21 protein-coding genes and 1 tRNA gene are annotated in these 24,972 nt (G+C 68.2%); 9 read left to right on the top strand and 13 right to left on the bottom strand.

What is annotated here, in order from left to right; genetic code table 11:
• Positions 1 to 17: 17 nt before the first annotated feature.
• The 3 genes from ABZ803_RS10460 to ABZ803_RS10450 all read right to left on the bottom strand — a co-directional run bounded on the left by ABZ803_RS10460 (position 18) and on the right by ABZ803_RS10450 (position 1,976).
• A tRNA-Gly gene (locus ABZ803_RS10460) sits at positions 18 to 91 on the bottom strand.
• Between the two features lie 66 nt (positions 92 to 157).
• A complete protein-coding gene (locus ABZ803_RS10455) occupies positions 158 to 877 on the bottom strand; it encodes a phosphatase PAP2 family protein (RefSeq protein WP_357035029.1) in 720 nt (239 codons plus the stop codon).
• A gap of 325 nt (positions 878 to 1,202) precedes the next feature.
• On the bottom strand, positions 1,203 to 1,976 hold the full coding sequence (locus ABZ803_RS10450) for an SDR family oxidoreductase (RefSeq protein WP_357035026.1): 774 nt from the start codon (positions 1,974 to 1,976) through the stop codon (positions 1,203 to 1,205).
• A 112-nt stretch (positions 1,977 to 2,088) separates the two neighbouring features.
• Here ABZ803_RS10450 and dcd point away from each other — a divergent pair, with 112 nt between their 5' ends.
• Positions 2,089 to 2,688 (top strand): dCTP deaminase, encoded by a 600-nt coding sequence (dcd, locus tag ABZ803_RS10445; RefSeq protein WP_357035023.1) that lies wholly within the window; start codon positions 2,089 to 2,091, stop codon positions 2,686 to 2,688.
• Positions 2,689 to 2,765: 77 nt separating this feature from the next.
• On the opposite strand, the gene ABZ803_RS10440 is transcribed toward dcd, so the two are convergent.
• Positions 2,766 to 3,215, bottom strand: a complete 450-nt coding sequence (locus ABZ803_RS10440; RefSeq protein ID WP_357035020.1) for a hypothetical protein — start codon at positions 3,213 to 3,215, stop codon at positions 2,766 to 2,768.
• A gap of 560 nt (positions 3,216 to 3,775) precedes the next feature.
• Here ABZ803_RS10440 and ABZ803_RS10435 point away from each other — a divergent pair.
• From ABZ803_RS10435 to ABZ803_RS10425, 3 genes are all read left to right on the top strand, one after another.
• The gene (locus tag ABZ803_RS10435; RefSeq protein WP_245549136.1) at positions 3,776 to 4,786 is read left to right on the top strand and encodes an XRE family transcriptional regulator; all 1,011 of its coding nucleotides are present in this window, start codon (positions 3,776 to 3,778) and stop codon (positions 4,784 to 4,786) included.
• A gap of 100 nt (positions 4,787 to 4,886) precedes the next feature.
• The gene (locus tag ABZ803_RS10430) at positions 4,887 to 6,140 is read left to right on the top strand and encodes a pyridoxal phosphate-dependent aminotransferase (protein ID WP_357035017.1); all 1,254 of its coding nucleotides are present in this window, start codon (positions 4,887 to 4,889) and stop codon (positions 6,138 to 6,140) included.
• A gap of 392 nt (positions 6,141 to 6,532) precedes the next feature.
• Entirely contained in the window at positions 6,533 to 7,813 is a 1,281-nt protein-coding gene (locus tag ABZ803_RS10425; RefSeq protein WP_357035014.1) for a YibE/F family protein, read from the top strand.
• A gap of 79 nt (positions 7,814 to 7,892) precedes the next feature.
• Here ABZ803_RS10425 and ABZ803_RS10420 read toward each other — a convergent pair whose 3' ends face one another.
• Together ABZ803_RS10420 and ABZ803_RS10415 are read right to left on the bottom strand one after the other, a co-directional pair.
• Complete coding sequence (locus tag ABZ803_RS10420) at positions 7,893 to 9,155, bottom strand: Hsp70 family protein (RefSeq protein WP_357035012.1); 1,263 nt, start codon at positions 9,153 to 9,155, stop codon at positions 7,893 to 7,895.
• Positions 9,156 to 9,350: 195 nt separating this feature from the next.
• Entirely contained in the window at positions 9,351 to 10,673 is a 1,323-nt protein-coding gene (locus ABZ803_RS10415) for a UDP-glucose/GDP-mannose dehydrogenase family protein (protein ID WP_357035009.1), read from the bottom strand.
• Positions 10,674 to 10,818: 145 nt separating this feature from the next.
• On the opposite strand from ABZ803_RS10415, the gene ABZ803_RS10410 reads away from it, so the two are divergent.
• The 4 genes from ABZ803_RS10410 to ABZ803_RS10395 all read left to right on the top strand — a co-directional run bounded on the left by ABZ803_RS10410 (position 10,819) and on the right by ABZ803_RS10395 (position 14,584).
• Positions 10,819 to 11,355 carry a YdcF family protein gene (locus ABZ803_RS10410; protein ID WP_357035006.1) on the top strand — a complete coding sequence of 179 codons (537 nt, stop codon included), beginning with the start codon at positions 10,819 to 10,821 and terminating at the stop codon, positions 11,353 to 11,355.
• A 449-nt stretch (positions 11,356 to 11,804) separates the two neighbouring features.
• Entirely contained in the window at positions 11,805 to 12,011 is a 207-nt protein-coding gene (locus ABZ803_RS10405; protein WP_357035003.1) for a calcium-binding protein, read from the top strand.
• Positions 12,012 to 12,206: 195 nt separating this feature from the next.
• Entirely contained in the window at positions 12,207 to 13,436 is a 1,230-nt protein-coding gene (locus ABZ803_RS10400) for an acyl-CoA dehydrogenase family protein (protein WP_357035001.1), read from the top strand.
• Positions 13,436 to 14,584: an acyl-CoA dehydrogenase family protein gene (locus tag ABZ803_RS10395; protein ID WP_357034998.1), complete on the top strand. Its 1,149-nt coding sequence runs from the start codon at positions 13,436 to 13,438 to the stop codon at positions 14,582 to 14,584. The genes ABZ803_RS10400 and ABZ803_RS10395 overlap by 1 nt, the downstream gene beginning before the upstream one ends.
• A 96-nt stretch (positions 14,585 to 14,680) precedes the next feature.
• On the opposite strand, the gene ABZ803_RS10390 is transcribed toward ABZ803_RS10395, so the two are convergent.
• The 3 genes from ABZ803_RS10390 to ABZ803_RS10380 form a co-directional block, all read right to left on the bottom strand.
• Complete coding sequence (locus tag ABZ803_RS10390; protein WP_357034995.1) at positions 14,681 to 15,100, bottom strand: PIN domain-containing protein; 420 nt, start codon at positions 15,098 to 15,100, stop codon at positions 14,681 to 14,683.
• Positions 15,091 to 15,291 carry a type II toxin-antitoxin system VapB family antitoxin gene (locus ABZ803_RS10385; protein ID WP_051175636.1) on the bottom strand — a complete coding sequence of 67 codons (201 nt, stop codon included), beginning with the start codon at positions 15,289 to 15,291 and terminating at the stop codon, positions 15,091 to 15,093. Before ABZ803_RS10385 ends, ABZ803_RS10390 begins: the two co-directional genes overlap by 10 nt.
• 157 nt (positions 15,292 to 15,448) lie before the next feature.
• Complete coding sequence (locus ABZ803_RS10380; RefSeq protein WP_357034992.1) at positions 15,449 to 18,628, bottom strand: (Fe-S)-binding protein; 3,180 nt, start codon at positions 18,626 to 18,628, stop codon at positions 15,449 to 15,451.
• Positions 18,629 to 19,089: 461 nt separating this feature from the next.
• Between ABZ803_RS10380 and ABZ803_RS10375 the strand changes: the two genes are divergently transcribed.
• The gene (locus tag ABZ803_RS10375; protein WP_357034989.1) at positions 19,090 to 19,797 is read left to right on the top strand and encodes a hypothetical protein; all 708 of its coding nucleotides are present in this window, start codon (positions 19,090 to 19,092) and stop codon (positions 19,795 to 19,797) included.
• A 70-nt stretch (positions 19,798 to 19,867) separates the two neighbouring features.
• On the opposite strand, the gene ABZ803_RS10370 is transcribed toward ABZ803_RS10375, so the two are convergent.
• The 4 genes from ABZ803_RS10370 to ABZ803_RS10355 all read right to left on the bottom strand — a co-directional run bounded on the left by ABZ803_RS10370 (position 19,868) and on the right by ABZ803_RS10355 (position 24,958).
• Positions 19,868 to 20,755, bottom strand: coding sequence for an NRDE family protein (locus ABZ803_RS10370; protein WP_357034986.1), 888 nt, complete (start codon positions 20,753 to 20,755; stop codon positions 19,868 to 19,870).
• Positions 20,756 to 20,894: 139 nt separating this feature from the next.
• Positions 20,895 to 22,157, bottom strand: a complete 1,263-nt coding sequence (locus tag ABZ803_RS10365; RefSeq protein WP_357034983.1) for a S1 family peptidase — start codon at positions 22,155 to 22,157, stop codon at positions 20,895 to 20,897.
• A 175-nt stretch (positions 22,158 to 22,332) separates the two neighbouring features.
• Positions 22,333 to 23,691: a S1 family peptidase gene (locus tag ABZ803_RS10360; protein ID WP_040870775.1), complete on the bottom strand. Its 1,359-nt coding sequence runs from the start codon at positions 23,689 to 23,691 to the stop codon at positions 22,333 to 22,335.
• 160 nt (positions 23,692 to 23,851) lie between these two features.
• Positions 23,852 to 24,958, bottom strand: coding sequence for a hypothetical protein (locus ABZ803_RS10355; protein WP_357034980.1), 1,107 nt, complete (start codon positions 24,956 to 24,958; stop codon positions 23,852 to 23,854).
• Positions 24,959 to 24,972: the final 14 nt, after the last annotated feature.

The raw sequence follows: 24,972 nt of genomic DNA, 5'->3' as shown, positions 1-24,972 counted from the left end.
ACAGGGCGGGTTTCGTGTGGAGCCGATGACGGGAATCGAACCCGCGCTGTCTGCTTGGGAAGCAGAAGTTCTACCATTGAACTACATCGGCAGAGGCAGATGTGCCAATCGAGACTGTAGCAGAAGCCTCGTGTGGGGTGGAAAAAGGCCGGCCAACCTATTTCGCTCGACGGCCGGAAGTGGACTCGGCCTTCTCTGGATTTCCGCCGGGATAGCCGTCCGGCGACGGGGTCGGGCCTGGCTCGCCGGATATCAAGTACCGGTGGACAGTCAAGCAAAGGATGAGCCACAGGGCGCCGAAGCACCAGCCGCCGAGCACGTCGGTGGTCCAGTGGACGCCGAGATAGATGCGGGACAGGCCGACCGCTGCGACGAACAAGGCGGCGGCGATCGCCGTGCACGCGCGGAGGGCGGGTCCGTGTATGCCGGGTAGCGCGACCACCAGAACGATGCCGACCACGACGAACGAGCCCAGGCTGTGCCCGGACGGATAGGCCTGGTTGGACACATTGATCAGGTGTTCCTCGACGGGCGGTCGGTCGCGGTCGGTCAGCCGTTTGCCACCGCGCACCAGCAACCCACCGCCGAGCCCGGTGGTCGCGACGAGCGCCGCCGATGTCCACCGCCGCCGCCAGGACAGCATCAGGCAGGTCGCGGTGGCCAGGGCCGTCATGGCGAGCGTGCCGCCCAGCACGCTGACGACCACCGCGACCGGGGTGAGCGCGTCGCTGCGGTGCGCGATCGCCCAGTCGGCGATGCCGCGATCGACCTTGCCGGGGCCGCCGCCCCCGACCACACCCGCCGTGAGAGCCGCGGCGCACACCACGAGAAGCGCGGTGAGTACCCCGATTGCGGTACGAATGCGAGGGGAGGTCACCACTCCACGTTGCCATGCCGGACGCTGGTAGGTAACCCGGCCGCCTCCGCCACGAATGGCGCCGGTCACGCCTGCCAAAACCGGGGGAAGGCGGAAGCCCCGGCGTCGCCGTCGGCGACGGTTGTGCGAGCGGATGGCAGGGAATCGAGCTGGTCGTCGAGAGAATCCCGGCGAAGGCGAGTGCCCTCGGTTCCCTCTCGGTGCGCGAGCACATGGTCTCCGTCAACCGGGGCGACACGGTCGGCTGCGCGGACAAGCGCCGCCATCAGCCCCTCCGCGCAAGGCGGGTTGGCGGAACAAGCCGCGCGGTGCTGCGCGGACTACCTCAGAACTTGCTGTAGCCGCCGTCGATCAGGAGAGTGTCGCCGGTCTGGTACGTGCTGGCGGGGCCGGCGAGGTAGACGGCGACGGATTCGAAATCGCTCGGCAGGCCCCAGCGGCGAACCGGGATCCTCGGGTGGACGCGTTCGCGGAAACGGTCCCAGGCGAAGGCCCCCTCGGTCATCGGCGTCTCGACCCAGCCGGGCAGCACCGAGTTCGCGCGGATGCCGTGCTTGGCCAGCTCCACCGCGATCGAGTTGACCATGGCGATCAGCCCCGCCTTGCTGGCCGCGTAGGACTGCCCGCGCGGAACACCCTGCTGGGCGGCGAGGCTCGCGGTGGCGACCAGGCTGCCGCCCGCACCCTGGGCGAGCATGACTTTCGCCGCTTCGCGCAGCGTCACGAACGCGGCGTCGAGGTTGAGGGAGGTGACCCGGCGGAATTCCGCGAGATCGGTCTCCACGAACGGGATGAAACCCTGACTGACACCGGCGTTCACGAAACAGGAGTCGATGCGGCCGAGTTCGGCGGCCGCGCGCCCGAAGGTGTCGATCACCTGCTGCTCCTCGCTCACGTCGCAGCTCAGCGCCAGCGCGCGGCCGCCGAAGGCGCTCAATTCGGCGGCGGCGGCCTCGTTGCGCTCGGCGTTGCGGCCGACCACGCAGACGTCGGCTCCGGCCCGGGCGAGCCCACGGGCGAAGCCGAGACCGATGCCGGAGTTGCCTCCGGTGACGACGGCGACGTGGCCGGTCAGGTCGAACAGTGAGCCCTCGGTCATGGTTCATCCCTTCGATCGCGGGCGGCGCCGCCCGAATGAATGCGAGGGTATCGCTCTCTCTATATCACTGTGCGGCTGAGGAGCCCCGGCGAGCAGGCGCTACGCTCGTCGCGTGCTGCTTTCCGATCGTGACATCCGTGCGGAGATCGCCGCTGGGCGTCTCGGGGTCGAGCCGCTGCTGGAGAACCTGATCCAGCCGTCGAGCATCGACGTGCGCCTGGACCGGATGTTCCGGGTGTTCAACAACACCCGCTATACCCACATCGATCCCGCGAAGCGGCAGGACGAACTCACCAGTCTGGTCGAGCCGGCCGACGGTGAACCGTTCGTGTTGCACCCCGGCGAGTTCGTGCTCGGCTCCACTCTCGAGGTGTGCACGCTGCCGGACGATCTGGCCGGACGGTTGGAGGGCAAGTCCAGCCTGGGCCGATTGGGCCTGCTGACCCACTCGACCGCGGGCTTCATCGATCCCGGGTTCAGCGGGCACATCACGCTGGAGCTGTCCAACGTGGCCAATCTGCCGATCACGCTGTGGCCCGGTATGAAGATCGGCCAGTTGTGCCTGCTCAGGCTGACCAGCCCGGCGGAGCATCCGTACGGCAGCGCCGTGGCGGGTTCGAAGTATCAGGGCCAGCGCGGGCCGACTCCGTCGCGGTCCTATCTCAACTTCCCGATTCCGGCCGCCGCGCTCGACGCCGCCGAAACACGCTGACCGCCGGGTCCGCTTCGTCGACTGTGCGGGAGAAGCGGACCCGGCGGACGGCGGCGGGGATCTGACCGCGGAGGTGATCAGTCCCCGCCGCCCGCTCCCACCGCGAGCGCCGTAGTGAGGATGACGGACAGCGGTGGAAGCGCGTCACCGCGGCTCGGCGGGCTGACCCAGAAGCACCCTTCCCGGGTCCAGCGACCGAGACCGGTCGGCAACATCACGGCGCTGCCCACGGCGGGCAGGCCGATATCCAGCCGATTGAGCACCTCGAGCACCTGCGGTCCCGGTCGACTGTCGGGCTCGGCGAGGAAACTCCATCGGATCTGCCTGGCCAACATGGGACCCCTCGTTCCCTGCTGTTCCAGTGCGACGCGGACCTTTTCGGCACGCGCGGTCGGCAGGTGGACTACGCAGACGCGTCCGGTGACCGGCAGCATGGCGAAACCGCCACGCTCGGTGACCGGCAACCCGAACTCGTGCCGATAGAACGCCACCCAATCGTCCACGGTCCTGAGTTTCTCGACATTCACGGCGAACTCCTTGCCTTCCGACTCAATGTTCCCGGCCCGCAGCGTGATCGGGTATCGCCCGTCAGCCCGCTTACCGCTGCCCTTCCGCTGCCTTTGATGCCGATCGCAATTCAGCTGTGGCCGCGCTCACAAAGCGCTCGTACTCTGGAAGGGGTTCGTTCGGAAGGGATGGCACCGTGGTCAGGCATTGGTCAGGCAAAGAGGCCCGCGCCCTTCGCGATGCCAAGCGGATGAGCATCAGGGAATTCGCCGCCCATCTGGGTGTGCACGAACGCTTGGTGTCGAAGTGGGAAGCCGGCGGCGTCCGGGTTCATCCACGACCGATCAACCAAGCCGCTCTGGATACCTCACTGGCCAGGTCCGACGATGTGGTGCGAGCCCGGTTCGCGGCTTTGATCGATCAGCCCTCGAGCGATCGAGCCGTCCCGCCGGGATTCGATGCGCGCGCCGACGCCTCGGCGCGCGTTGATTATTCGAGTGACGCGGACCTTTTGGCTCTCATAGACGCAGGTGCGATGAGAGGTGTTGCGTTAGCGGCGATTTCGGAGAGGGATCTGATCATGGCGGCTGCCCACGAGGCCAGCGAGCACGCCGGCAAGGCCGAGAGCACCAATGTCGGTGCGAGCACATTGGAACAGCTCGACGCGGATGTGGTGCGCATCGCGAACGACTACGTGCGTATTCCGCCGGTGCCGATGATGGTGGACATGGTGCGGGTGCGCCGCCGGGTGTACCGATTGCTGGAAGGCCATCAGCGGCCCGCCGATACCGGTCATCTGTATCTCTTGGCGGGCACGCTCTCGGGTCTGCTCGCCAACGCGAGTACCGACCTGGGCTATTACGACGCGGCCGGGGAGCAGGTCCGTGCCGCGTGGGCCTATGCGGAACTGTGCGGGCACAACGGGCTTCGCGCCTGGACCCGCGGCATGCACGCGCTGATCGAGTATTGGTCGCAGCGCCCCCGCCGGGCGGTTCAGCTCGCCCAGAGCGGGCAGGAGTTCGCCGAGTCGGCGACCGCGCAGGTGCGCCTGCTCAACATCGAGGCGCGCATCTGGTCGGCGCTGGGCAGCGCCGCGGACACCGATCGCTGCGTCCGGGCGGCCGACGACGCCCGCGAGATCGCCGCGACCGACACCTTGCACGACGAAGTCGGCGGGGTCTTCGGGTTCAACGACGCCAAGGCCAATTACTACGCAGGCGCCACCTATATCCACCTCGGTCAGGCGGAGCGCGCGCTCGGCGCCACGCAGCGGGCCATCGAGCTGTACTCGAACGGGCCGTCCGAACAGCGCTCCTACGGCGCGGAAGCCTTGGCCAGGGTCGACTGCGCGGCCGCCCACCTGATCAACGGCAGCCTGGACGGCGCGGCCGAGGCGCTGCAACCGGTGCTGGGGCTCGACGAGGACAAACGCATCGCGCAGCTCGAGGAGCGGCTGACCGATATGCGCAGGGGGATCGCGGCCCCGGCCTTCCGCGACTCGGTCGAGGCGCGCCGGTTGGACGAGCGGATCGAGGAATTCTGCGGCTCCACCGCGGCGAAGGGCATCCCGCCGGGCGGCCCGGCCCAGTGAGTGACGTGTCACACTTCGCTGTGCCCGCGACGCCGTCGCGGGCGCGGAGCCCGGGGACCAGCCCGGAGTGACGGTTTATCCGGTTGCGACGGATGGCACCATGGGACGGGTGAGTCCTCATCATCCGCACCGCCCCCCGCGTGTTCTGGAGCAGTCCACGAAGCTCCAAAACGTCGTCTACGAGATCCGTGGACCGGTACACGCGCACGCGGCACGGCTGGAGGCCGAGGGCCACCGCATCCTCAAGCTCAATATCGGCAACCCCGCCCCGTTCGGATTCGAGGCGCCGGACGTGATCATGCGCGACATCATCGCGGCGCTCCCGTATGCCCAGGGTTACTCCGAGTCCAAGGGCATCCTGTCGGCGCGGCGCGCGATCGTGACCCGCTACGAACTCGTGCCCGGCTTCCCCGAACTCGACGTGGACGGCGTCTACCTCGGCAACGGCGTCTCCGAGCTGATCACGATCACCATGCAGGCCCTGCTGGACAACGGCGACGAGGTGCTGATCCCGGCCCCGGACTATCCGCTGTGGACCGCGATGACCAGCCTGGCCGGCGGCACTCCGGTGCACTACCTGTGCGACGAGGCCAACGGCTGGCAGCCCGATATCGCGGACATCGAATCGAAGATCACCGACCGCACCAAGGCGCTGCTGGTGATCAACCCGAACAACCCCACCGGCGCGGTGTACTCCGCCGAAGTGCTCCAGCAGCTCGCCGACCTCGCGCGCAAGCATCAGCTGTTGCTGCTCGCCGACGAGATCTACGACAAGATCCTCTACGACGACGCCAAGCACATCTCGCTGGCCACCATGGCGCCCGACCTGCTGTGCCTGACCTTCAACGGGCTGTCCAAGGCCTACCGGGTCGCGGGCTACCGCTCGGGCTGGCTGGCGATCACCGGCCCGAAGGAGCACGCGGCCGGTTTCCTGGAGGGCATCGACCTGCTCGCCTCTTCGCGGTTGTGCCCGAATGTGCCCGCGCAGCACGCGATTCAGGTCGCGCTCGGCGGTCATCAGAGCATCGAGGATCTGATCCTGCCCGGCGGCAGGCTGCTCGAACAGCGCGACGTCGCGTGGGAGCGGTTGAACATGATCCCCGGAGTGTCGTGTGTGAAGCCGAAGGGCGCGCTCTACGCGTTCCCGAGGCTGGATCCGAACGTCTACGAGATCTACGACGACTCCAAACTGATCCTGGATCTGCTACTGCAGGAAAAGATCCTGATGGTGCAGGGCACCGGCTTCAACTGGCCCGATCACGACCATCTGCGGATCGTCACGCTGCCATGGGCCCGGGATCTCGCGGTCGCGATCGAACGCTTCGGCAACTTCCTCGCCAGCTATCGCCAGTAGTGAGAAGTTGGCGGCGAACCATATAATCGCCCGGCTTCCGGCCGGTAAACAAACTCGATGTACGGATACATGTCGGGTTTGGCGACTAACTAGCGCAAAAGAAGTACTTTTGTGTACAGTGGTTCTCGGCACTCTTAGTGCCTGGTCGGATTGCCTACCCCCCCTGGGCACATCCGGCCTCGGGTTAGGCCGCCTACCCCCCTGGGCCGCCTGCCCTGCGGGCGGCGGAGACATCCCCCTGCTCTCCGCCGCCCCCTCTAAAATCCCCCTTTCTTTTCGATCGGATCGCTCTGACCGTGTATCCACTGTGTTCGGCGACGCCGCGACGGTCTTGAAAATGAAATCCTTTAGGCTCGCTCCGGGCAGAACCACATCTGACAGGTAGGAGCGCGGTGAGCGACCACCATCACCATCACCACGATCATTCGGGGCCGATCGCGATCGGCGCGACCGCGGCACGCGTGGTCGTCGGGTTACTCACCGTGATCGGGGTCGTTGTCGTCATCGCCGCGATCGTGCTGTGGCCGAGCAAGCAGCACATCGACATCCCGCTGCCGATGCAGAACGCGGGCGGCGGGGCGGTGCAGACCGAGGCGGGCACCGTGGTGCTGCAAGATGTCGGTCCGTGTGGCAGCCCGTCGCTGGGCAAGGTGTTCGTGGAGAAGCCCGAACCACCGCGCAGCACCGCCTACACCTGCCAGCGCAGCCTGATCTCGATCGAGTCCGGGCCGCACAAGGGCAACCGCACGTTGCTGGAGATCGCCCCGGGCCCAGGGCAACCCGACCTGCACGCGGGTGACGAACTGCGATTGGTCCGCCAGACCGATCCGAGCGGCACGCCGCTGTACTCGTTCGAGGACTACTCACGCGGGATGCCGCTCACGCTGATCGTCGTGGTTTTCGTGGTGGTGATCATCGCGGTGGCGCGCTGGCGCGGCGTCCGTGCGCTCTTGGGTTTGGTGTTCGCCTTCGCGGTGCTGGTGCTGTTCCTGCTGCCCGCCTTGCTGGATGGCAAACCCGCGATCCCGGTCGCGTTGGTCGCGGGCTCCCTGATCCTCTACGCCGTGCTGTATCTCGCCCACGGGGTGAACCTGCGCACCAGTTCGGCGCTGCTCGGCACGCTGACCTCGATGCTGCTCGCCGCCGCGCTGTCCTGGCTCACCATCGAGATCACCCATCTGACCGGGCTTTCCGAGGAACAGAACACGAACGTCGCGACCTACATCGAGCACGTCAGCATCACCGGCCTGCTGCTGGCCGGCTTCATCATCGGTTCGCTCGGTGTGCTCAACGACGTCACGATCACCCAGGCGTCGGCCGCGTTCGAGCTGGCCGCCCTCGACGAATCGGCCTCCCGGCGCGAGGTTTTCGCCGCCGCCATGCGCGTGGGGCGCGACCACATCGCCAGCACCGTCTACACGCTGGTGCTGGCCTACGCCGGTGGGGCGCTGCCGCTGCTGCTGCTGTTCAGCGTGGCGGGACGGTCGATCCGCGACGTGCTGACCGGTGACGCGGTGGCCATCGAGATCGCGCGTTCGGCGGTCGGCGGTATCGCGCTGGCGCTGTCGGTGCCGTTGACCACCGGCATCGCGGTGCTGCTGGCCCGGCCGTTCAAGGCCAAAGAGCCCACACCGCCCCCGCGTCCGCGCCGAGCCCGGCACGCCAGGGACTGAACTTCACCGCCCCCGCGTCCTCGCGGAGTCCGGCACGTCAGGGTCTGATTTGACCGTGCTCCCAGTTGCGATCGCTCGCTCAGCGGGGCGGTGGGGGAGGGAAGGGGAAGACCTCCGGCGGGATCGTGGGGACCACGATCGGCGGAAGGCCGGGCACCACGATGGTGTTCGGGCCGGGCGTCGGCGGCGCCTCGCTGGTGGTCTGCCGCCGGTTCGGCGGCGGCGCGGCGACCGACTCGTGGGCTGGCGACTCCGTTGTACCGGGCGCGACGGCGATCTGTGGATCCAAGCTGGTTGTGCGCGGTGCGGTGGTCGGCGACAACGACGGCGAGCCCTCGCTGGTGTGCGAATCCCGTTCCAGCACCTGCGGTCCGTACCCTAGGCCGAGCCCGATCGCGGCGACCACCGCCAGCGCGCTGACCGTCAGCACGGCCCCGCTGATCTCGCGTCTGCCACGCTGGGCGGGAGCGGCCAACCAGGCGGGCGACAGCTCGTCGTCCAGGGCGGAGCTCGCGGCGGGAGTCTCCTTGCGCACCGGCCTGGCCAGCAGCGCGGCGCCGCGGGCCATCACGGTCTCCGGGCTGTCCGGCACGATGACGGGCACGCCCATCCAGCGTTCGAGCACCTTGGCCACCAACGGGATCCGGGCGCAACCGCCGATGGCCAGCACACCGTGCACGGGGCGGTCCGAGCGCACGATCACGTCGCGTGCCATCCGCGCCGAGGACTCGATCGCCAGCATGATCAACGATTCGAAGTTCTCCTGCGCGAGCAGGACCAGCCCCTGCTCGCTCGGCAGCGCCACCGCGGTGTTGCTGGTCAGCTGCTCCTTCGCCTCCCGGCACAGCGCGTCCAGGGCGGCCAGGCCCGCGGCGTTCGGCGGATGCGCGATCCGCCCGGAGGCGATCTGCTGCTCACGAATCAGCGAGTCGAGATAGTCACCGCTGATGTCGCTGGTGCGCTCGCTGTGGCGCACCTCGCGGGAGTGGGTGTCGACCACGCTCACCGTCAGGCCCGAGCTGCCCAGGTCGTAGACGACCAGCGAGGAGATGCCCCGGATATCGCCGGTGGCCTGCGCGAACTCGAGTGCCGCCGCGATCTCCGGCACGAGTTCGTAATTGGTCAGCTGCTGACGTGCCATGGCCGCGCGAATGGCGCGGGCGTGCTGCTCACTGCGGTAGGCGATCGCGGTGGCGCCGATCCCGGGCGTGGCCTCCAGGGTGACGCCGATGGCTTCGGCAGCCAGCTCTTCCACGCTCTGGTCGACAACGGGAATGGTCTGCAGATCGAAGGAATGCGGGGAGACATGCCCGTGGGGGTTGTCGGCGTGTGGTCGCGCCATACGGACAGCGCCGGCCCCCACCGAAACTCCCAGTACCGAACTCATCAGCTGCCCATCTCGTTTCACACTGCACGACATGCGAGCCTGCGCCGTCCGTCGGCGGAGGCCCGCTGGACGGACCCTACCGCCGGCGATCAGCTGTGCTTAGGGCGGACTGGTCGTCTGTCTGGCAGTAGCCCGCCTCGCCCCGCAACTCTACGGTGTGCCGAGTCCCGCGTACACCCATCCGGCTGCTCTCCAGGTGGCACGATTGAGACAGTTCCGGCCGTCGATGATCGAGCGGGCGCGCACCACGCCCTCCAGATCCCGCGGGCGCAGGGCGGTGAATTCGTCCCACTCGGTGAGCACGAGCACCACGTCGGCGCGGTCGCAGGCCTCGGCGACCGAGGTCGCGTAGTTCAGGGTGGGGAACACGCGCCGCGAATTCTCCAGCGCCTTGGGGTCGTAGACGGTCACCACCGCACCGTGCAGCTGGATCATGCCGGCCACATTCAGCGCGGGGGAGTCGCGGACGTCGTCGGATTCCGGTTTGAACGCCGCGCCGAGCACCGCGACGTTGGCCCCGAGCAGCGAGCCGCCGCAGGCGCGGGCGGCCATGTCGACGACCTTGGTGCGGCGGCGCATATTGATGTTGTCCACCTCGCGCAGGAAGGCGACGGCGTGATCGGCGCCGAGCTCACCGGAGCGGGCCATGAACGCGCGGATGTCCTTCGGCAGACACCCGCCGCCGAAGCCGAGGCCCGCGTTGAGGAATCGGCGACCGATGCGCGCGTCGTAGCCGAGCGCGTCGGCCAGCATCGTCACGTCGGCGCCGGTCGCTTCGCACACCTCCGACACCGCGTTGATGAACGAAATCTTCGTCGCCAGGAAGGCGTTCGCGGAGACCTTCACCAATTCCGCTGTGGCCAGGTCGGTCAGCAAGAACGGCACCTCGGCGGTGATCAGGTCGGCGTATATCTCGCGTACCAGGTCCTCCACCCATCCGGCGGCGGCGCGTTCCCGGTCGACGCCGAGAACCAGCCGGTCCGGCCGCAAGGTGTCCTTGACCGCGAAGCCTTCGCGGAGGAACTCCGGATTCCACGCCACCTCGACGTCGGCGGAACTCGATGCGCGGGCGCGTGATCCGAGCGCGGCCGCCGTGCCGACCGGGACCGTGGACTTGCCGATGATCACCGAGGGGCGTTCCAGCAGCGGGGCGAGCGTGTCCACCACCGCGTGCACGTACTTCAGGTCGGCGGCGTACTCACCCTTCTTCTGCGGGGTGCCCACGCCGAGGAAGTGCACCTCCGCGTGCGCCGCCGCCTCGGCGTAGGAGGTGGTGAACCGCAGGCGGCCCGCATCGAGGTTGCGGCGCAGCACACCCTCCAGGCCCGGTTCGTAGAACGGCACCACTCCGTCGGACAGCTTCGCGACCTTGCCCGGGTCCACGTCCACTCCGATGACGTCGTGCCCGAGTTCGGCCATGCACGCCGCGTGCGTGGCCCCGAGATACCCGGTTCCGAAGACTGTGCATCGCATGATCGATTGGTAAGCCCCACCGGTGGCCACGCCACGTCAGCGAGGCAAGGGTCGGGGCAACAGCAGATGTACATGCGGCGACGGCGCCGGACCGGGTGCCCTGACCTGGCGCAACGGTACTCGTGGCCCCGCTAGCATCGGCGTGGTGCGACGTCATCGATGGGCCTGGACCGTGCTCGGCGCCGGTCTGGCGGTGGTCGTCGCGACGGTCGCGCTGTGGCCGGTGTACGTGCGCCCGCGCACCGACCCGCCCGCTCCGGCGGATGCCGTTCTCGTCTTGGGCGGGGCGCACGACGGCCGTGAACAATTGGGCCTGCGCCTGGCGCGCGAGGGGTACGCGCCGCGCGTGGTGTTCTCCGATCCCTACGAGAACAGCGCCGTGCTGAACCGGATCTGCCACGGCGGCTACAGCTTCGAGGTCCTGTGCTTCGACCCGTCGCCGCGCACCACTCGCGGCGAGGGCCGTGAACTGGCCCGCCTCGCCCGCACCAACAACTGGCACCGAGTCATCGTCGTCACCTTCACTCCGCACATCTCCCGCGCCCGCTACATCCTGCGCCGGTGCTGGGACGGAGAACTCCTCTTCACCGACCCCGAACCCGACCTCTCCGTCCCACGCTGGGCTTACGACTACGCCTACCAATCCGTGGGCTTCGCGAAGGCATTCTTCGAGGACTGCTGACCGGTTCGTCCTGCTAGCCACCTGGATTTATAGCAAGGTGGTAACAAATGTGACCATCGTCTCGATGTGATGCCCGTGCGCATCGACCCCGGTGCGTGAAAACGGATGAGAGCAAGGGACTGCCGATGACATATCCGCCACCGCCGAACGCGTACGGTCCGCCTGACGGGCAGCAGCCACAGAAGAAGCGGACGCCGCTGTGGGTATGGGTGGCGGCTGTCCTAGGCGGGCTGCTGGCACTGGGTGCGATCGGCAGCGCTGTCGGAGATAACGGCAAGGACCACTCGACGTCGCAACGAACCTCCGTGACTCCGGCCGGTCGAAGCGCTGTGGTCGCCTCGTCCACATCCGCTCCGGCGGTGCCTGCCGCTCCCGCGGCATCGATCCCTCCTCCTGCGCAGGCTTCGCAACCGGCGGCTTCCCGCGCCCCCATGCCGAACGTCGTGTGCATGAACTTGCAGGATGCGCAGGACACGATCCAGGCGGCCGGTGTCTTCTTCTCCCGATCCAAGGACGCGACCGGGCGGGGGCGCATGCAGGTGCTGGACCGGAATTGGATCGTGGTGGCGCAGGCGCCCGCGCCGGGATCGTTGATCGGCGAAGGTGAGGCGGTGCTGTCGGTGGTCAAGATCGGTGAACCGAGTTCCTGCGGCTGACGCTCCAGGTGTGCCCATGGGTAGCCGGGCCCGTATTGCGGGCCCGGCTGTCGGCGGCGCTCGCCGCACCTCCCCCGGGAATCTGCGGGCGTGTGACGTCAGTTTGACTCGCTGAGAGAAGCGGCCGTACATTCTGTCTCGTGGTGGCGGGATATTCGCCACGGAAGCAACGGTGCGCACCCTCTGGGAGGGCAGATGAATTACGACTGGTCAGCGGGGGATCTGGCGTTTCGGGACGAGGTGCGGGAATTCCTCGCCGCGAAGCTGACGCCGGAATTGCGGCGGGCCGGGCGCTTGGCGACGAGCGTGTATCCCGACCACGAGGCGAGCATGGAATGGCAGCACATCCTCCATGAGCGCGGCTGGGCGGCGCCAGCCTGGCCGGTGGAACACGGCGGATGCGACTGGAGCCTGACCCAGCACTACATCTTCCAGCGGGAATCGGCGCTGGCAGGCGCGCCCGCGCTGTCGCCGATGGGCATCAGGATGGTGGCGCCCGCGATCATCGCGTTCGGCACCGAGGAGCAGAAGGCGTTCTATCTGCCGCGCATCCTCACCGGCGAGGTCTTCTTCTGCCAGGGCTACTCCGAGCCCGAGGCCGGATCCGACCTGGCCGCGCTGTCCATGGCCGCCGTCGACGACGGCGAGGATTTCGTGTGCACCGGCAGCAAGATCTGGACCACCCACGCCACCGAGGCGAATTGGATCTTCTGCCTGGTGCGCACCTCGCGCACGGGTAAGAAGCAGCAGGGCATCACGTTCCTGCTGATCGACATGACCGCGCCGGGCATCGAGATCCGGCCGTTGGTGATGACCTCGGGTGAGCAGGTGCAGAACCAGGTCTTCTTCGACAACGTGCGGGTGCCCAAGACCAATGTGCTCGGCCGGATCGATGACGGGTGGACCGTCGCGAAGTATCTGCTGGTGCACGAGCGCGGCGGAGCGGCGGCGCCCTGGCTCCAGGTCATGGCCCAGGACATCGCCGTCAATGCCGCCCAGCAGCCCGGCCCGGACGGCAACCCGCTGATCGACGACCGCGCGTTCGCGGCGAAGCTGGCGGACCTGCGAATCCGTACGGAGGTGCTCGAAGTCCTGGAGTACCGCACCCTCTCGGCGATGGCGCAGGGCAAGAATCCGGGGCCGGCGTCCTCCATACTCAAGATCCTCGGCACCGAACTCAGCCAGAAGCTCACCGAGCTGGCGCTGGAAGCCGCGGGACCGCGCGGTCGCGTCTACCAGCCGCACGCCACCAAGCCGGGCGGGCCGATCGCCCAGTTCACGTCGCCTGCCGACGGTTACCACAGCGGCGCGGACTGGCAGGCCGTCGCGCCGCTGAAGTACTTCAACGACCGAGCGGGCTCGATCTACGCGGGCAGCAACGAGATTCAGCGAAACATCCTCGCCAAAGCAGCATTGGGGCTCTGATGGACTTCACGCTTACCGACGAGCAGGAAATGCTCCGCTCCGCGATCGCCGGATACCTCGGCGCCCGCTACGACCTGGAGAAGAGCCGCGCCGCGGCGAAATCGGAGTCGGCCTGGCAGCCCGCCGTCTGGCGCGGATTCGCCGACGAGCTGGGCATTCTCGGCGCGACGCTGCCCGAGCGGGTGGACGGCACCGGCGGCGGCCCCGTCGAACTCATGGTGATCGCCGAGGAACTAGGCCGGGCACTGGTGGTCGAGCCGTTCGTGGACACCGTCGTGATCGGCGCCGGACTGCTCGAGCGGTCCGGCGGGGAGCAGGCCGACGCCGTGCTGCGCCGGATCGTGTCCGGCGACGCGCTCATCGCGTTCGCCGCGCTGGAACCGACGTCGGGGCACGCGCGGCACGACGTGTCGACCACCGCCCGCCGCGACGGCGACGCCTGGGTGCTCGACGGTGCGAAGACCGTGGTGACCGGTGCCCCGCTGGCCACCGATCTGCTGATCACCGCGCGCACCGCCGGTGAACGGCGCGACAAGGCAGGCATCTCGCTGTTCCGGCTCGAATTCGACGCGTCCGATCCGCCCGCCGGAGTCGAGGTGCATTCCTACCGCACCATCGACGACCGGACCGCGTCCGATCTCGTGTTCACCGGCCTGCGCCTGCCCGCCGACGCGTTGCTGGGCACGGAGTCGGACGGTTGGACCGTCATCGAGCCGACCATCGCGGAGGCCACCGCGGCGATCTGCGCCGAGGCGGTCGGCTGCATACGCAAGGTGCTCGCCGACACCATCGACTACGCCAAACAGCGCGAGCAGTTCGGTCAGCCGATCGGCAGTTTCCAGGCGTTGCAGCACCGCATGGTCGATATGTACATCGAACTCGAACAAGCCGTCGCGGCAGTACATCTGGCCGTTCACTCACTGCGGGCGCCCGCCGACGACCGCGCACGCGCCGTCTCTGCGGCGAAGGTCACTGTCGCCAGGGCGGCGCGTTTCATCGGACAGAACGCGGTGCAACTGCACGGTGCGATGGGCATGACCGAAGAGCTGGCCATCGGCCACTACTTCAAGCGGCTCACCGTGGTCGAGCACGAATTCGGCTCCACCGACGAACATCTCGCCCGGTACGCCGCGCTCACTCGGCCGTAGTTCGTCGCCGGGCCGGGCCGCCAGTTCGCTCGGCCCGGCGCCGGCCTCGGCGCGTACTCAGCTGCCTTCCCGCTGCGGCCGCACCGGCCGGTGGGGTCAGCTCGTCTCGAGTCGCCGATGCGGCTGACCGGTGATGTTCGCGATCGTCTGATAATCGCTGTAGACATGCAGGACAGTTGCCCCGTGCACCTCGGCGGTGGCCGAAAGGATCAGATCGGGGATCGGCAGGCGATGGGCGCCGCGGGCAGCGAGAAGACCCTGGACCTCCAAGGCCCGGTCCATCGCTTCTTCTGTGACCGGAAGCCAGACCAACGCCTTCTGACCGGCGATCTTGGCGATATAGTCGGCATGAGATCGGGCCGAGTAGCCGATCTCGAGAGCGGTGAGATGACAACCCGCCACAAGTGCGCCAGGCGCGCTGGTCACTTCGGCGAAGTCGGTGGCCGCGACCGCGTCGCGTAGGACCCACTCCAAAGCCGATTTATCCGCCAACATGAACAGCGTTCTCAGTGCCAAGCTCCTTTCATCGCCTCGGCTGAGAGATCCGTCTCGCTGCCGCGAAGCTGCTGGAGCATCTTCCAGACCGCACGTCGGTTGGCGACTTCACGCAATGCGGCATTGACAGTGGCGACCTTGGTTTTCGTCCCCAGTTCTTCAGCAGCGAGCGAAAGAGCCTCGTCATCGATGTCGATCAGTGTGCGTGACATCGTCACCTCCTGATATCAAGATCCCACTAAACGTGATATCCGACATCGGCCCATCGGGATACCGACCGGATGCCGCGGCGCAACCGGTCGCCGGCGACACGACTCGGCCGGGTCCATTTCTGGACCCGGCCGAGTCGTTGTCGAGTTGTTCTCAGGCTCAGTTCTTCCGGCCCGGCGCCTTCGCACCGGCCTTGAAACCGAGTCCGCCGGGCTTGGCGGCGGGCGGCGCGGCTTCGGACGCACCGTTGCCGTTCACGCCGTTGGATTGCTCCGGCTCGGCAGCCGGTTCGGCCTGCGCCGCAGGAGTCTCCGCGGCGGGAGCCTGCTCCGTCGAAGCCGGTTCGGCGGGAGCCGCGTCCGCCGGGGCCGACGCCGCGGGAGCCGCGGCAGGCTTACCGGGGGCCTTGGCGCCGGGCCGCTTGAAGCCGGACTTCATGGCCAGACCTTTGGCGGGCACCGTGGGCTTGGTCTCGGTGGGCCCGGTTTCGGCCGACTCGGCTCGAGCCGGTTCGGCGGCGGTTTCGGGCGCCGCCTCGGCCGCCGGGGCAGCGGACGCCTTGGCGCCCGGCGCCTTGGCCGCACCCTTCATCGCGAGACCACCACCGGGCGCCTTGGCGGCGCCCTTCATACCCAGCCCCTTGACCGGCTTGGCCGCGGGAGACTCGGTCTCGGCTGCCTCGTCCGCGGGCGCGGATTCGGCGGCGGGGGCCGAGGCAGCCTTGGCGCCGGGCGCCTTGGCTGCGCCCTTCATCCCCAGACCACCGGGCGCTTTCGCCGGACCCTTCATGGCGAGACCCTTGGCCGGAGCGGCGGGCGCCGAGGTGGCCTCGGTCTCCGCCGGTTCCGCGGCCGGAGCCTTCGCGCCGGGCGCCTTCGCCGCGCCCTTCATTCCGAGGCCGCCGCCGGGGGCCTTGGCCGGGCCCTTCATGGCCAGACCACCGCCGCCGGGTGCTTTCGCGGGGCCCTTCATCGCCAGACCGCCGCCGGTAGGCGCGGCCTCGGCCGGTGCGGGCGCTTCGGCGGCCGGGGCGGGTTCGGGCTCCGGCTCGGGTTCCGCTTCGGGCGCCTTGGGTTCCTGGATGACCGTCAGGTTCTCGGTCAGCACCGCGGGCTCGACGCGCTCGATGGCGTCCAGCATCAGTTGCGCGACGTCCACCACCTCGACACCTTCGCCCTCGCCTTTCTCCTGGCGCGCGGTGACGCCGTCGGTGAGCATCACGCGGCAGAACGGGCAGCCGGTCGCGATCTTCCCAGGAGCGGAGCCCGCGGAGCGACCAGAAGGCGCGGCGAGGGTGCTCAATCCCTCCTCCACCCGGTCGATGTTGACGCGCTTGCCGAGTTGCTCTTCCATCCACATCCGCGCGCCACCGGCGCCACAGCACATGGACCGCTCGCCGTGGCGGGGCATCTCGACCAGGTTCGAACCGGCCGCGGCCATCAGCTCACGCGGCGCGTTGTAGATCTTGTTGTGCCTGCCGAGGTAGCAGGGGTCGTGGTAGGTGACGTTCTGCGACACCGACGCCACCGGGATCAGCTGCTTCTGCCGCACCAGGCGGTTGAGCAGCTGGGTGTGGTGCACGACCTCGTAGCTGCCGCCGACCTGCGGGTACTCGTTGTTCAGCGCGTTGAAGCAGTGCGCACAGGTGACGACGATCTTCTTCTTGCGATCCTCGACGCCCTCGAACACCGAGTTCAGCAGCTCGATGTTCTGCTGGGCCAGCTGCTGGAACAGAAACTCGTTGCCCGCGCGGCGAGCGGAGTCACCGGTGCAGGTCTCCTCCGCGCCGAGCACCATGAACTTCACGCCCGCGGTGGCCAGCAACTCGGCGACCGCCTTGGTGGTCTTCTTGGCGCGGTCCTCGTAGGCGCCCGCGCAGCCGACCCAGAACAGGTAGTCGTAGCCGTCGAAGCTGTCGGCATCCTGACCGAAGACCGGGATCTGGAAATCGAGTTCGTTGATCCAGTTGAGCCGATCCTTGGCGTTCTGGCCCCAGGGGTTGCCCTTGTTCTCCAGGTTCTTGAACAGGCCGGCGAGCTCGGACGGGAACTCCGACTCGATCAGCACCTGGTAGCGGCGCATGTCGATGATGTGGTCGACGTGCTCGATGTCCACCGGGCACTGTTCGACGCACGCGCCGCAGGTGGTGCAGCTCCACAGCACCTCGGGATCGATGATGCCGTTCACGTCCGCGCCGCCGACCAGCGGCCGCTCGGCCTCGGCCTTGGCGGCCTCGGAGATCTTGGCCAGCTTGGCCTCGTCCGGGTTGCCCTCGGCGTCGACCAGGCCGACCTCGTCGCCGCCCATGTCCTTGCGGCCGCCGGCCAGCAGGTAGGGGGCCTTCGCGTAACCGTGGTCGCGCAGCGACATGATCAGCAGCTTCGGCGACAGCGGCTTGCCGGTGTTCCACGCGGGGCACTGCGACTGGCAGCGACCGCACTCGGTGCAGGTGGTGAAGTCCAGCCAGCCCTTCCAGGAGAAGTCCTCGATCCGGCCCGCCCCGAAGGTATCGGTATCCGGATCCGCGGTCTCCATGTCGACCGGCTTGCCCTTCGACATCATCGGCTTGGCCGGGCCGAGCGCGACGCCGCCGTCCTCTTCCCGCTTGAAGTAGATGTTCGGGAAGGCCGAGAAGCGGTGCCAGGCCACGCCCCAGGTGACGTTGCGGCCGACGAAGTACAGGAACGCCATGCCGGACATCAGCTTCACGAAGGCGAACAGCGCGACCATCGTGGTGTTCGCGGGCAGCAGTTTCGCCACCTGCATGGTGAAGAAGTCGGTGGCCGGATCCGAGTGGCCGTAGGCGGCGATCTTGCCCGCCTTCACGAAGATCATGCCGAGGCCCTCGAGCAGCACGATCGCCTCGATGACGTAGGCAGGGCCGAACTTGGAACCGCTGAACCGGGAAAGCCGCTCGGGCAGCCGGGGGTGGTTGAGCTGGCGCAGGGTGATCAGCGTCAGGATGCCGACCACGGTGCCGATGCCGAGGATCTCGTCCCACAGGTGGTAGATCGCCAGATCGCCGATGATCGGCCAGTGGAACGCCGGGTCGAAGGTCTGCCCGTATGCCTCGAACCACAGCATGGCGCCGCCGATGAAGCCGATCATCACCAGCCAGTGCGCCCAGCCGACGGTGCGGAATTTGTTCATGCGCGTGTGCGCGAGGAACTCCACGATCATCTGCTTGAAGCGCGGGAAGAAGGGCCGCCAGCGATCCGGAGCGGGCTGTCCGATCATGATGGCGCGCGCGATATTGCGGACGCCGCCGATGAACGACGCCCAACACAGGAGGCTGAGCGCCGCCCCAATCGTGCCCAGCGTCACTGTCAGGGCATTCATGTCGCGACCTTTCTTTAGAGGCACCCCGAGTTGCGGTTGGGTTTCCGTACCGCCTCGGTTCGCTCGTATCCTAACTGGCAGTAAGTTACCCGCCAGTAACAACCATGTCCATCGTACGATCGGCTTTTCGGCTATAGCCCCATATGCTGGGGCTTGACCCATTATTTACCTGTGATCAATGTCACAGTAATTCGTACCGATCCGCCTGCCGACCGGTTGTTCACCACCGTAAACGCCGAACCATCCCGTCCAGTCGGTAAGGATTGGCTTAGTCCCCATGGCTGATAAGGGATCTCGCTTAAAACGCGGCCTTCTATTAGGCTCACGACGTTCTGATCACTGCGACCGTCTTCGCACCGCTCGGGGAGGATCCGGAGCCGACCACCCGGATGTGCTGGATAGAGCTCTCGCGTGTTGAAGACCAGTGGTGACGTACGACCTGATGATGGATTGGAAACTGAATGAAATTCCGCAGAACCACCGCGGCGGCCGCGATGGTCATCGGTGCGATGACCATCGGGTTGGGGACCGCCCATGCCGATGCCGACCCGGCCGCCGCCGACCCCATCCGGTACTCGGTCAAGCTGGTGGAGAAGACCGTCGTGACGACGCTCAAGGGGGGAACCTTCGAGCTGGCGAAATCCTCCGAGGACGTCAAGGAAGACGACGTTTACCGGGTCAAGGACTCGCAGGGCAACGCGGTCCTCACGCTGCCGATCGCCTTCAAGGTCGCCGACACCGTCGTTCCGGTGAAGCCGGTGGTGAAGGACGACAACACCGTCTTGGAGCTGACGCCTGACCAGAGCGTCGCCGTGCCCAAGGACAAGCCGGCCAACGCCGTCAACGTCGTCGCGCAGCCGATCGCCTCGCCGATCGAGAACCAGCGCGCGCAGAACGAGTTCGCCAGCCAGTTCGGCATCGCGACCGCGGTCGGCGGCTTCCTCGGCACCGCGATCGGTGTCATCGGCGGTGCGGTGATCGGCTGCATCCTCGGCCTGCCGTTCCTCGGCGTCGGCTGCATCCCGGCCGCGATCGCGGGCGCGGGCATCGGCGGCATCCTCGGCACCGTGGCGGTCGGTGGCCCCATGCTGGCTGTCGCGGGGATCGACCTGATCAACACGCTGCAGGCGCCGGAGGGCACCACGAAGTGGGCGGACCAGCCGAAGTAAGCCTTCGGCCCCACCCCGATCGTCAGATCACGGCGGCCCGCTCTCCTCGGAGGGCGGGCCGCCGCTCGTTTCAGTCGGTGAGATCGAGCAGGCCGCGAACGACGACCTCGCCCAGTTCCTCGCCCATCCTGCCGAACGAGCGCTCGACCATTTCGAACGTCCCGTCCTCGCCGACCACCAGCACCGTGCTCGCTCTGGTGCCGTGCACGGTGTGCGCGACGAACCTCGCCGACAGCGCCCGCTCCAGCTCGTGCGGGACCCCGGTCCGCGGCAACCGCTCGTCGGGGGCTTCGGTCCGGTCGGCCAGCACCTCGAAGTAGCGGTCCACCGCGCCGGGATCGGTTCGCACGATCTCGCGCAGTCCGGTCAGGCCAGCCCGGACTTTGGGCCAGATGGGCTGTGGGGCGCTCAGATCCTCTTCCCCCGGGCTCGGACCCCCGGACGTGACGAACGTGCCGTTGGAGAGCCCGTGGAAGCCCGGAGCGAGTTCGCTCGGTTCCGCGGCGCTGCGATTGGAATGCCACCACAGCGTGCGCAGGTCGGACACGACCAAGTTGTAGCCGTTGTAGTCGTCGGGAGCGGCGGCGACGTCGAGGACGTATTTCTCCGGCCCGGGGAACTCCCCGGCCGTACCGCGGTCGGCGGCGCCGCGCAGGAAATCCATCAGCAGCGCGCCGCGGGAACGGGCGTCGAGGCGTTGATCGCCAGGATCGCGCACGTTCGTGACGGTCGCGAAGCGGTTGTCGGCGTGCGGCTGGGTGCTCAAGCCGAGCCAGGTGCCGGGAGGTTCGCCCTCGGCGCGGCCCGGGGCCCCGGTGTCGCGTCCGGCGAGCAGGCCGGGCGCCTCCGGCCACCAGCGCATGGACTCGGTCGGCCGAGTGTAGAACTCGTCCCGGTTGGCGGCCACGATCAACCGGTAGTCCGGATGCGCGCGCCAGCCGATCAACACCAAACACATGCGACCAGAATGCCGGACCGCCCCCGCGGTCCATGCGGCGTTTCCCGCCCGGGAGGCCGCGCAAGGGCAGTGGAAGGACCCTGAGACGGCGAAAAGGCCGACAGCTCAACAGCTGCCGGCCTTTTTCGCGGACCTGCGGTCAGTTGGTGCGTACGCGCAGCCCCGGGTTGTCCGAGAGCACCACGTGCACCGGCTGTGCGAACAGCTGCGGCACGTTGCCGGTCAGAGCGCCGATCAGATTCGGGATCTCGCAGATCGGGTAGTCCGCGACCGACGACGCGCTGGAGATGCCGAGCGCCAGGCGGCCGGTGACGATCGGGCCGCCGCTGTCGCCGGGCAGCGCGCAGATGTTGGCCGAGAAGCTCTGGGTGAGCTCCCGGTCGCCGACCTGCACGGTCTGGTCGACGGCGTTGACCACGCCGCAGCTGAAGCCGGTGCGCGCACCGGACTTGCACACCGGAGCGCCGACGACCGGAGTCGCCACGCCGTCGACGGCGATCGGAGCCGCGCCGGGCGCACGGACGCCGTTGTTGGCGAACCGGTCCTTGGCCTGGTCGTTGACCCGGATGATCGAGTAGTCCTGCTCGCCGAGCACCGACTTCTGGAAGACGCCGAGCTGCGCGCCGAGGCGGTCGCCGTTCATCTCGTACACGCCCGCGGCGTTGCCGCTGCCCGCGGACGGGATGTCGGGGTTGCAGTGGCCCGCGGTGATGTTCACCGTGTTGCCGTTGCGGTCGGTGCCGTTGAAGCCGAGCGAGCAGCGCAGCGAGCTGCGTCCGGCGACCGAGGCGAAGCCGTCGCCGCCCGCGAGGGCGCCGCGCGCCTCTCCGGCGATCTCACCGGCTTGCAGGGTGCCCTGCTCGCCCGCCACGGGCGGGGCCATCACGATGACGCGCGCCGGGTCGATGAAGTTCGGCATCGGCAGGCCCGCCTGGTCGACGCGCACCGCGATCGTGTTGTTCACGGTGTCCACCACCGCGCCGCGCACCAGCGACCGCACCGCCTCGGGCTGGCCCTCCAGCCAGCGCTCGAACGCGCTCTTCTCGCCACGCAGGGCCGCTTCGCTCTTGGCGACGTTGCGGACCTCGAAACCGGCCGACTCGGCCGCCTTCTTCGCATCGTCGGCGCCGGGACCCTGGGCCAGTGCCACGACCGCCTTGCCCGCGTCGTCCAGCCAGGAGCCGGCGAACACGGCCGGGTACTGCCGCTGGGCGGTGGTGGCGAACGCGGCCACCTGCTGCGCCAGCTCCGCGCGGTGCAGGTACTCGTCGGGCGAGATCTTCAGATCGCGAGTCACCGCGGCGATCAGTTCGGCGGGAAGGCCGGGAGCCTGGTCCGGCTGAGCCGTCGCTACCGCCGCAGTGGGTCCGAACAGCAGTATCGCCGCCGAGGCGGCGATCACTGTCTTTCGGATTACGGTCTGTCGCGCAGTCGAGCGTGGAGGTCCTATACGTGGCAGGAGCATGAGCAGACTATATGGGGTTTGGCGCGGTATGCCTACTCATCTCGAGGTTCTCGATTCCCTCATAGCCCGTCGACCGGGGATATGTGCATTGCCACATAATTCGGGCGCGCGCTCAGCCCGCGTTCGGCCGGGTGCGCACCGCGATCCCGCTGCCGATACCGCCGCCGGAGGAGGCGTCGACATCGGCCAGGATCGCCCGGATCGGGATGCCGAGCGAAGCGGTGCCGCCGTACTGAGCCAGAGCGACATTGGCCTCGTTGCAGTTCGGCGCGTCGGCGGCGTTGGAACCGCTGGTGATGCCCAGCGCCAGCGTGCCGGACACGATCGCGCCGCCGCTGTCGCCGCCGAGGGTGCAGGCCGAGCTGGCGAACCCGCGCACGGTCTTGCTCTCGCCCTCGGCGGTGAAGAGCTGGGTCTCCACCCGATCGGCCACAACGAAACCGCAGGTGAAGGTCGACGACTGACCGGACTTGCAGACCGGGGCGCCGGTGATCGGGTCGGCGGTGCCGGTGATCGCCAGCGTGGTGCCGTTGGCGCCGCGCACCGAGGGCTGGTCCATGCCCGCACGCACCGCGCGCTCGTTCAGCTTGATCACCGAGTAGTCCAGCGCGGACTGCCCGCCCAGCGAAGCGCGCACGAAGGTGCCCAGTTCGGGGCTGGCCGGGATGTCCCGGACGTTCGGCAGGTAGACGCCCGCCTCCTGGTTGCCCTTGCCCAGATTCGGATCACAGTGGCCCGCACTGATGTTCAGCGCGTTGCCGGACGCATCGATGCTGTTGAACCCGAACGAGCACACGTCGACGGCGCGCAGCGACGAGTCGGCGAGCGAACCGGGCGCGCTGATGTAGGTGTCACCGCCCATCGGCCTGCGCTCGACCGGGCCTCCGCCGTTCGGCGACAGGATGACCTTGATGTTCGCCAGCAGGGTGGGCAGGTTGAGCATGTGGCCCGCGGGGGTGTTGGCGACGCTGAGCACCAGCTGGCTGTTCAAGAAGTCGATCGCCACGGAGTTGATCGCCTGCGAGATCTCCCGCGGTAGGCCGGTGATCCACTGATTGAGCTGTACCAGCGAGCCCTCCAGGCTGTCCGCCGAGACGGGGGCGAGCCGGGTCTGATAGCCGTCGGCCGCGACGATCTTGGCGGCGTCCAGCGAGGTGACCGCCATGACGGGCTTGCCGTCGGCGCCGATCCAGGCGCCCGCGAAGGAATCCGGCCGCTCCGAACGGAAATCGCGCGCGTAGTCACGCAGCTGCTGGGCGCGCGCGGCGCGGTCCAGATACTCCGTCGGCGTCATCTGCAGATCCCGGGCGATGGCCTGCACCAATTCCGGGGGGAGGTTGTCCGCGGCGAGCTGCGCGGGGGCTTCGGGAACCGCCGAGGCGGTGGTCGTGCCGAACAAGGGAGCCAAAAGAACGGTCGATGCGATGGCGACAGCTTTGACCGCGGCGCGACGCGCCACCAACTTGCGCATGAAGTCCCTTCGTCGGCACGCACGTGCCAGCTAAATCCGTGGCCACGGCAGAATCCATTGGCGCACAGTCTTCGTCCAGCCACCGACCGGTGCGGAAATTCATCCGACAACACGGTCAGCGCAACACTCTAAGCCACAAACCCGACTGGGACGCTACTAATCACCGACTACTCGGTATTCCCATACCGGGGATGGTGGGGATCTGCGGCAGCTGCTGCCCGAACGGGTTGGTCGTGGTCGTAGTGGTCCGCGTCGTAGTGGTCCGCGTGGTTGTGGTGGGCGTCGTGCTCGGCGGCTCGGTGGTGGGCGGCGGCGTCGTGGTCGTCGGCTCCGGTGTCGTGGTCTCGGTGATCACCGGCGGCTCGGGCTCGGTGGTGGATGTCGTGGTGGTGACGACCGGCGGTGGAAGCGGGGCCGGACTCACCGACGTCGGCTCGGACTTGGCGTCCGGCAGCGGCGGCACCGGTGTCTCGTCCCCGTCGCGGAACAGCATGGCCATCACGATGCCGCCGAGCACGAGACCGATCGCGGCGGCGCACGCGATCAGCAGCGGCGTACGGCTCGGATCCTTCGCGGGAACCGTTGGCCGCGACTGCTTCTCGTTCTCGGCCGGTTCCGGTTCGGCGGTCGCGACCGGCTCGGAGATCGGGATGGCGGCCGAGTACGCCTGCGGCTGCGCGTCGGCGGCGGGCACCGCGGGGATGACGATGGTGTCCACCGTCGAGTTCTCCGCGGTGGACGGGTCCGGCGGGGTGGCGCCCGCGGGGGTGGCGAGCACGGCCGCCAGCGCGCCTCTGGCCGCGTCGTAGGCGAACGACCTACCGCCTGCCCCGGTCTCGGCGCTGGGCAGCTCACCCTCGCTGACCAGCAGCACCGAGCGCAGACCCAGGTAGTCCAGTGCGTCGCGCAGGGAGCGCACATATTCGGCGGGCCAGTCCGGCGGATAGGTCGCGTAGAACTCGGCCGGACCGCTGAGATGCTCGGCGGCCAGGTTGATCAGGCAGAACATCGCGGTGGCGAAGAGATCTTCGGCGCGATAGGCCTCGCCGTCGTCGACCCGGATACCCGCGGGGTCGCCCATGGCGGACACGAAACCGGTGATCGAATGGGATCCGGTGGGCGGGGGACCGCCCAACGCGGCGTCACCGTCCTCGGACATGTGCAGGATCGACTCGCGGACGATGTACCGCGGCTCCTCGTCACCGTCGGTGACGATGACAGCCGTGCACTCGTCCCCGGCGACGCGCAGGCCCACCCCAGTGGCCATCTCACCTACCTTGC

This window comes from Nocardia sp. NPDC047648 (genome assembly GCF_040642815.1).
Lineage (GTDB): Bacteria > Actinomycetota > Actinomycetes > Mycobacteriales > Mycobacteriaceae > Nocardia > Nocardia gamkensis.
This window is presented reverse-complemented; position numbering and strand designations above follow the sequence as displayed.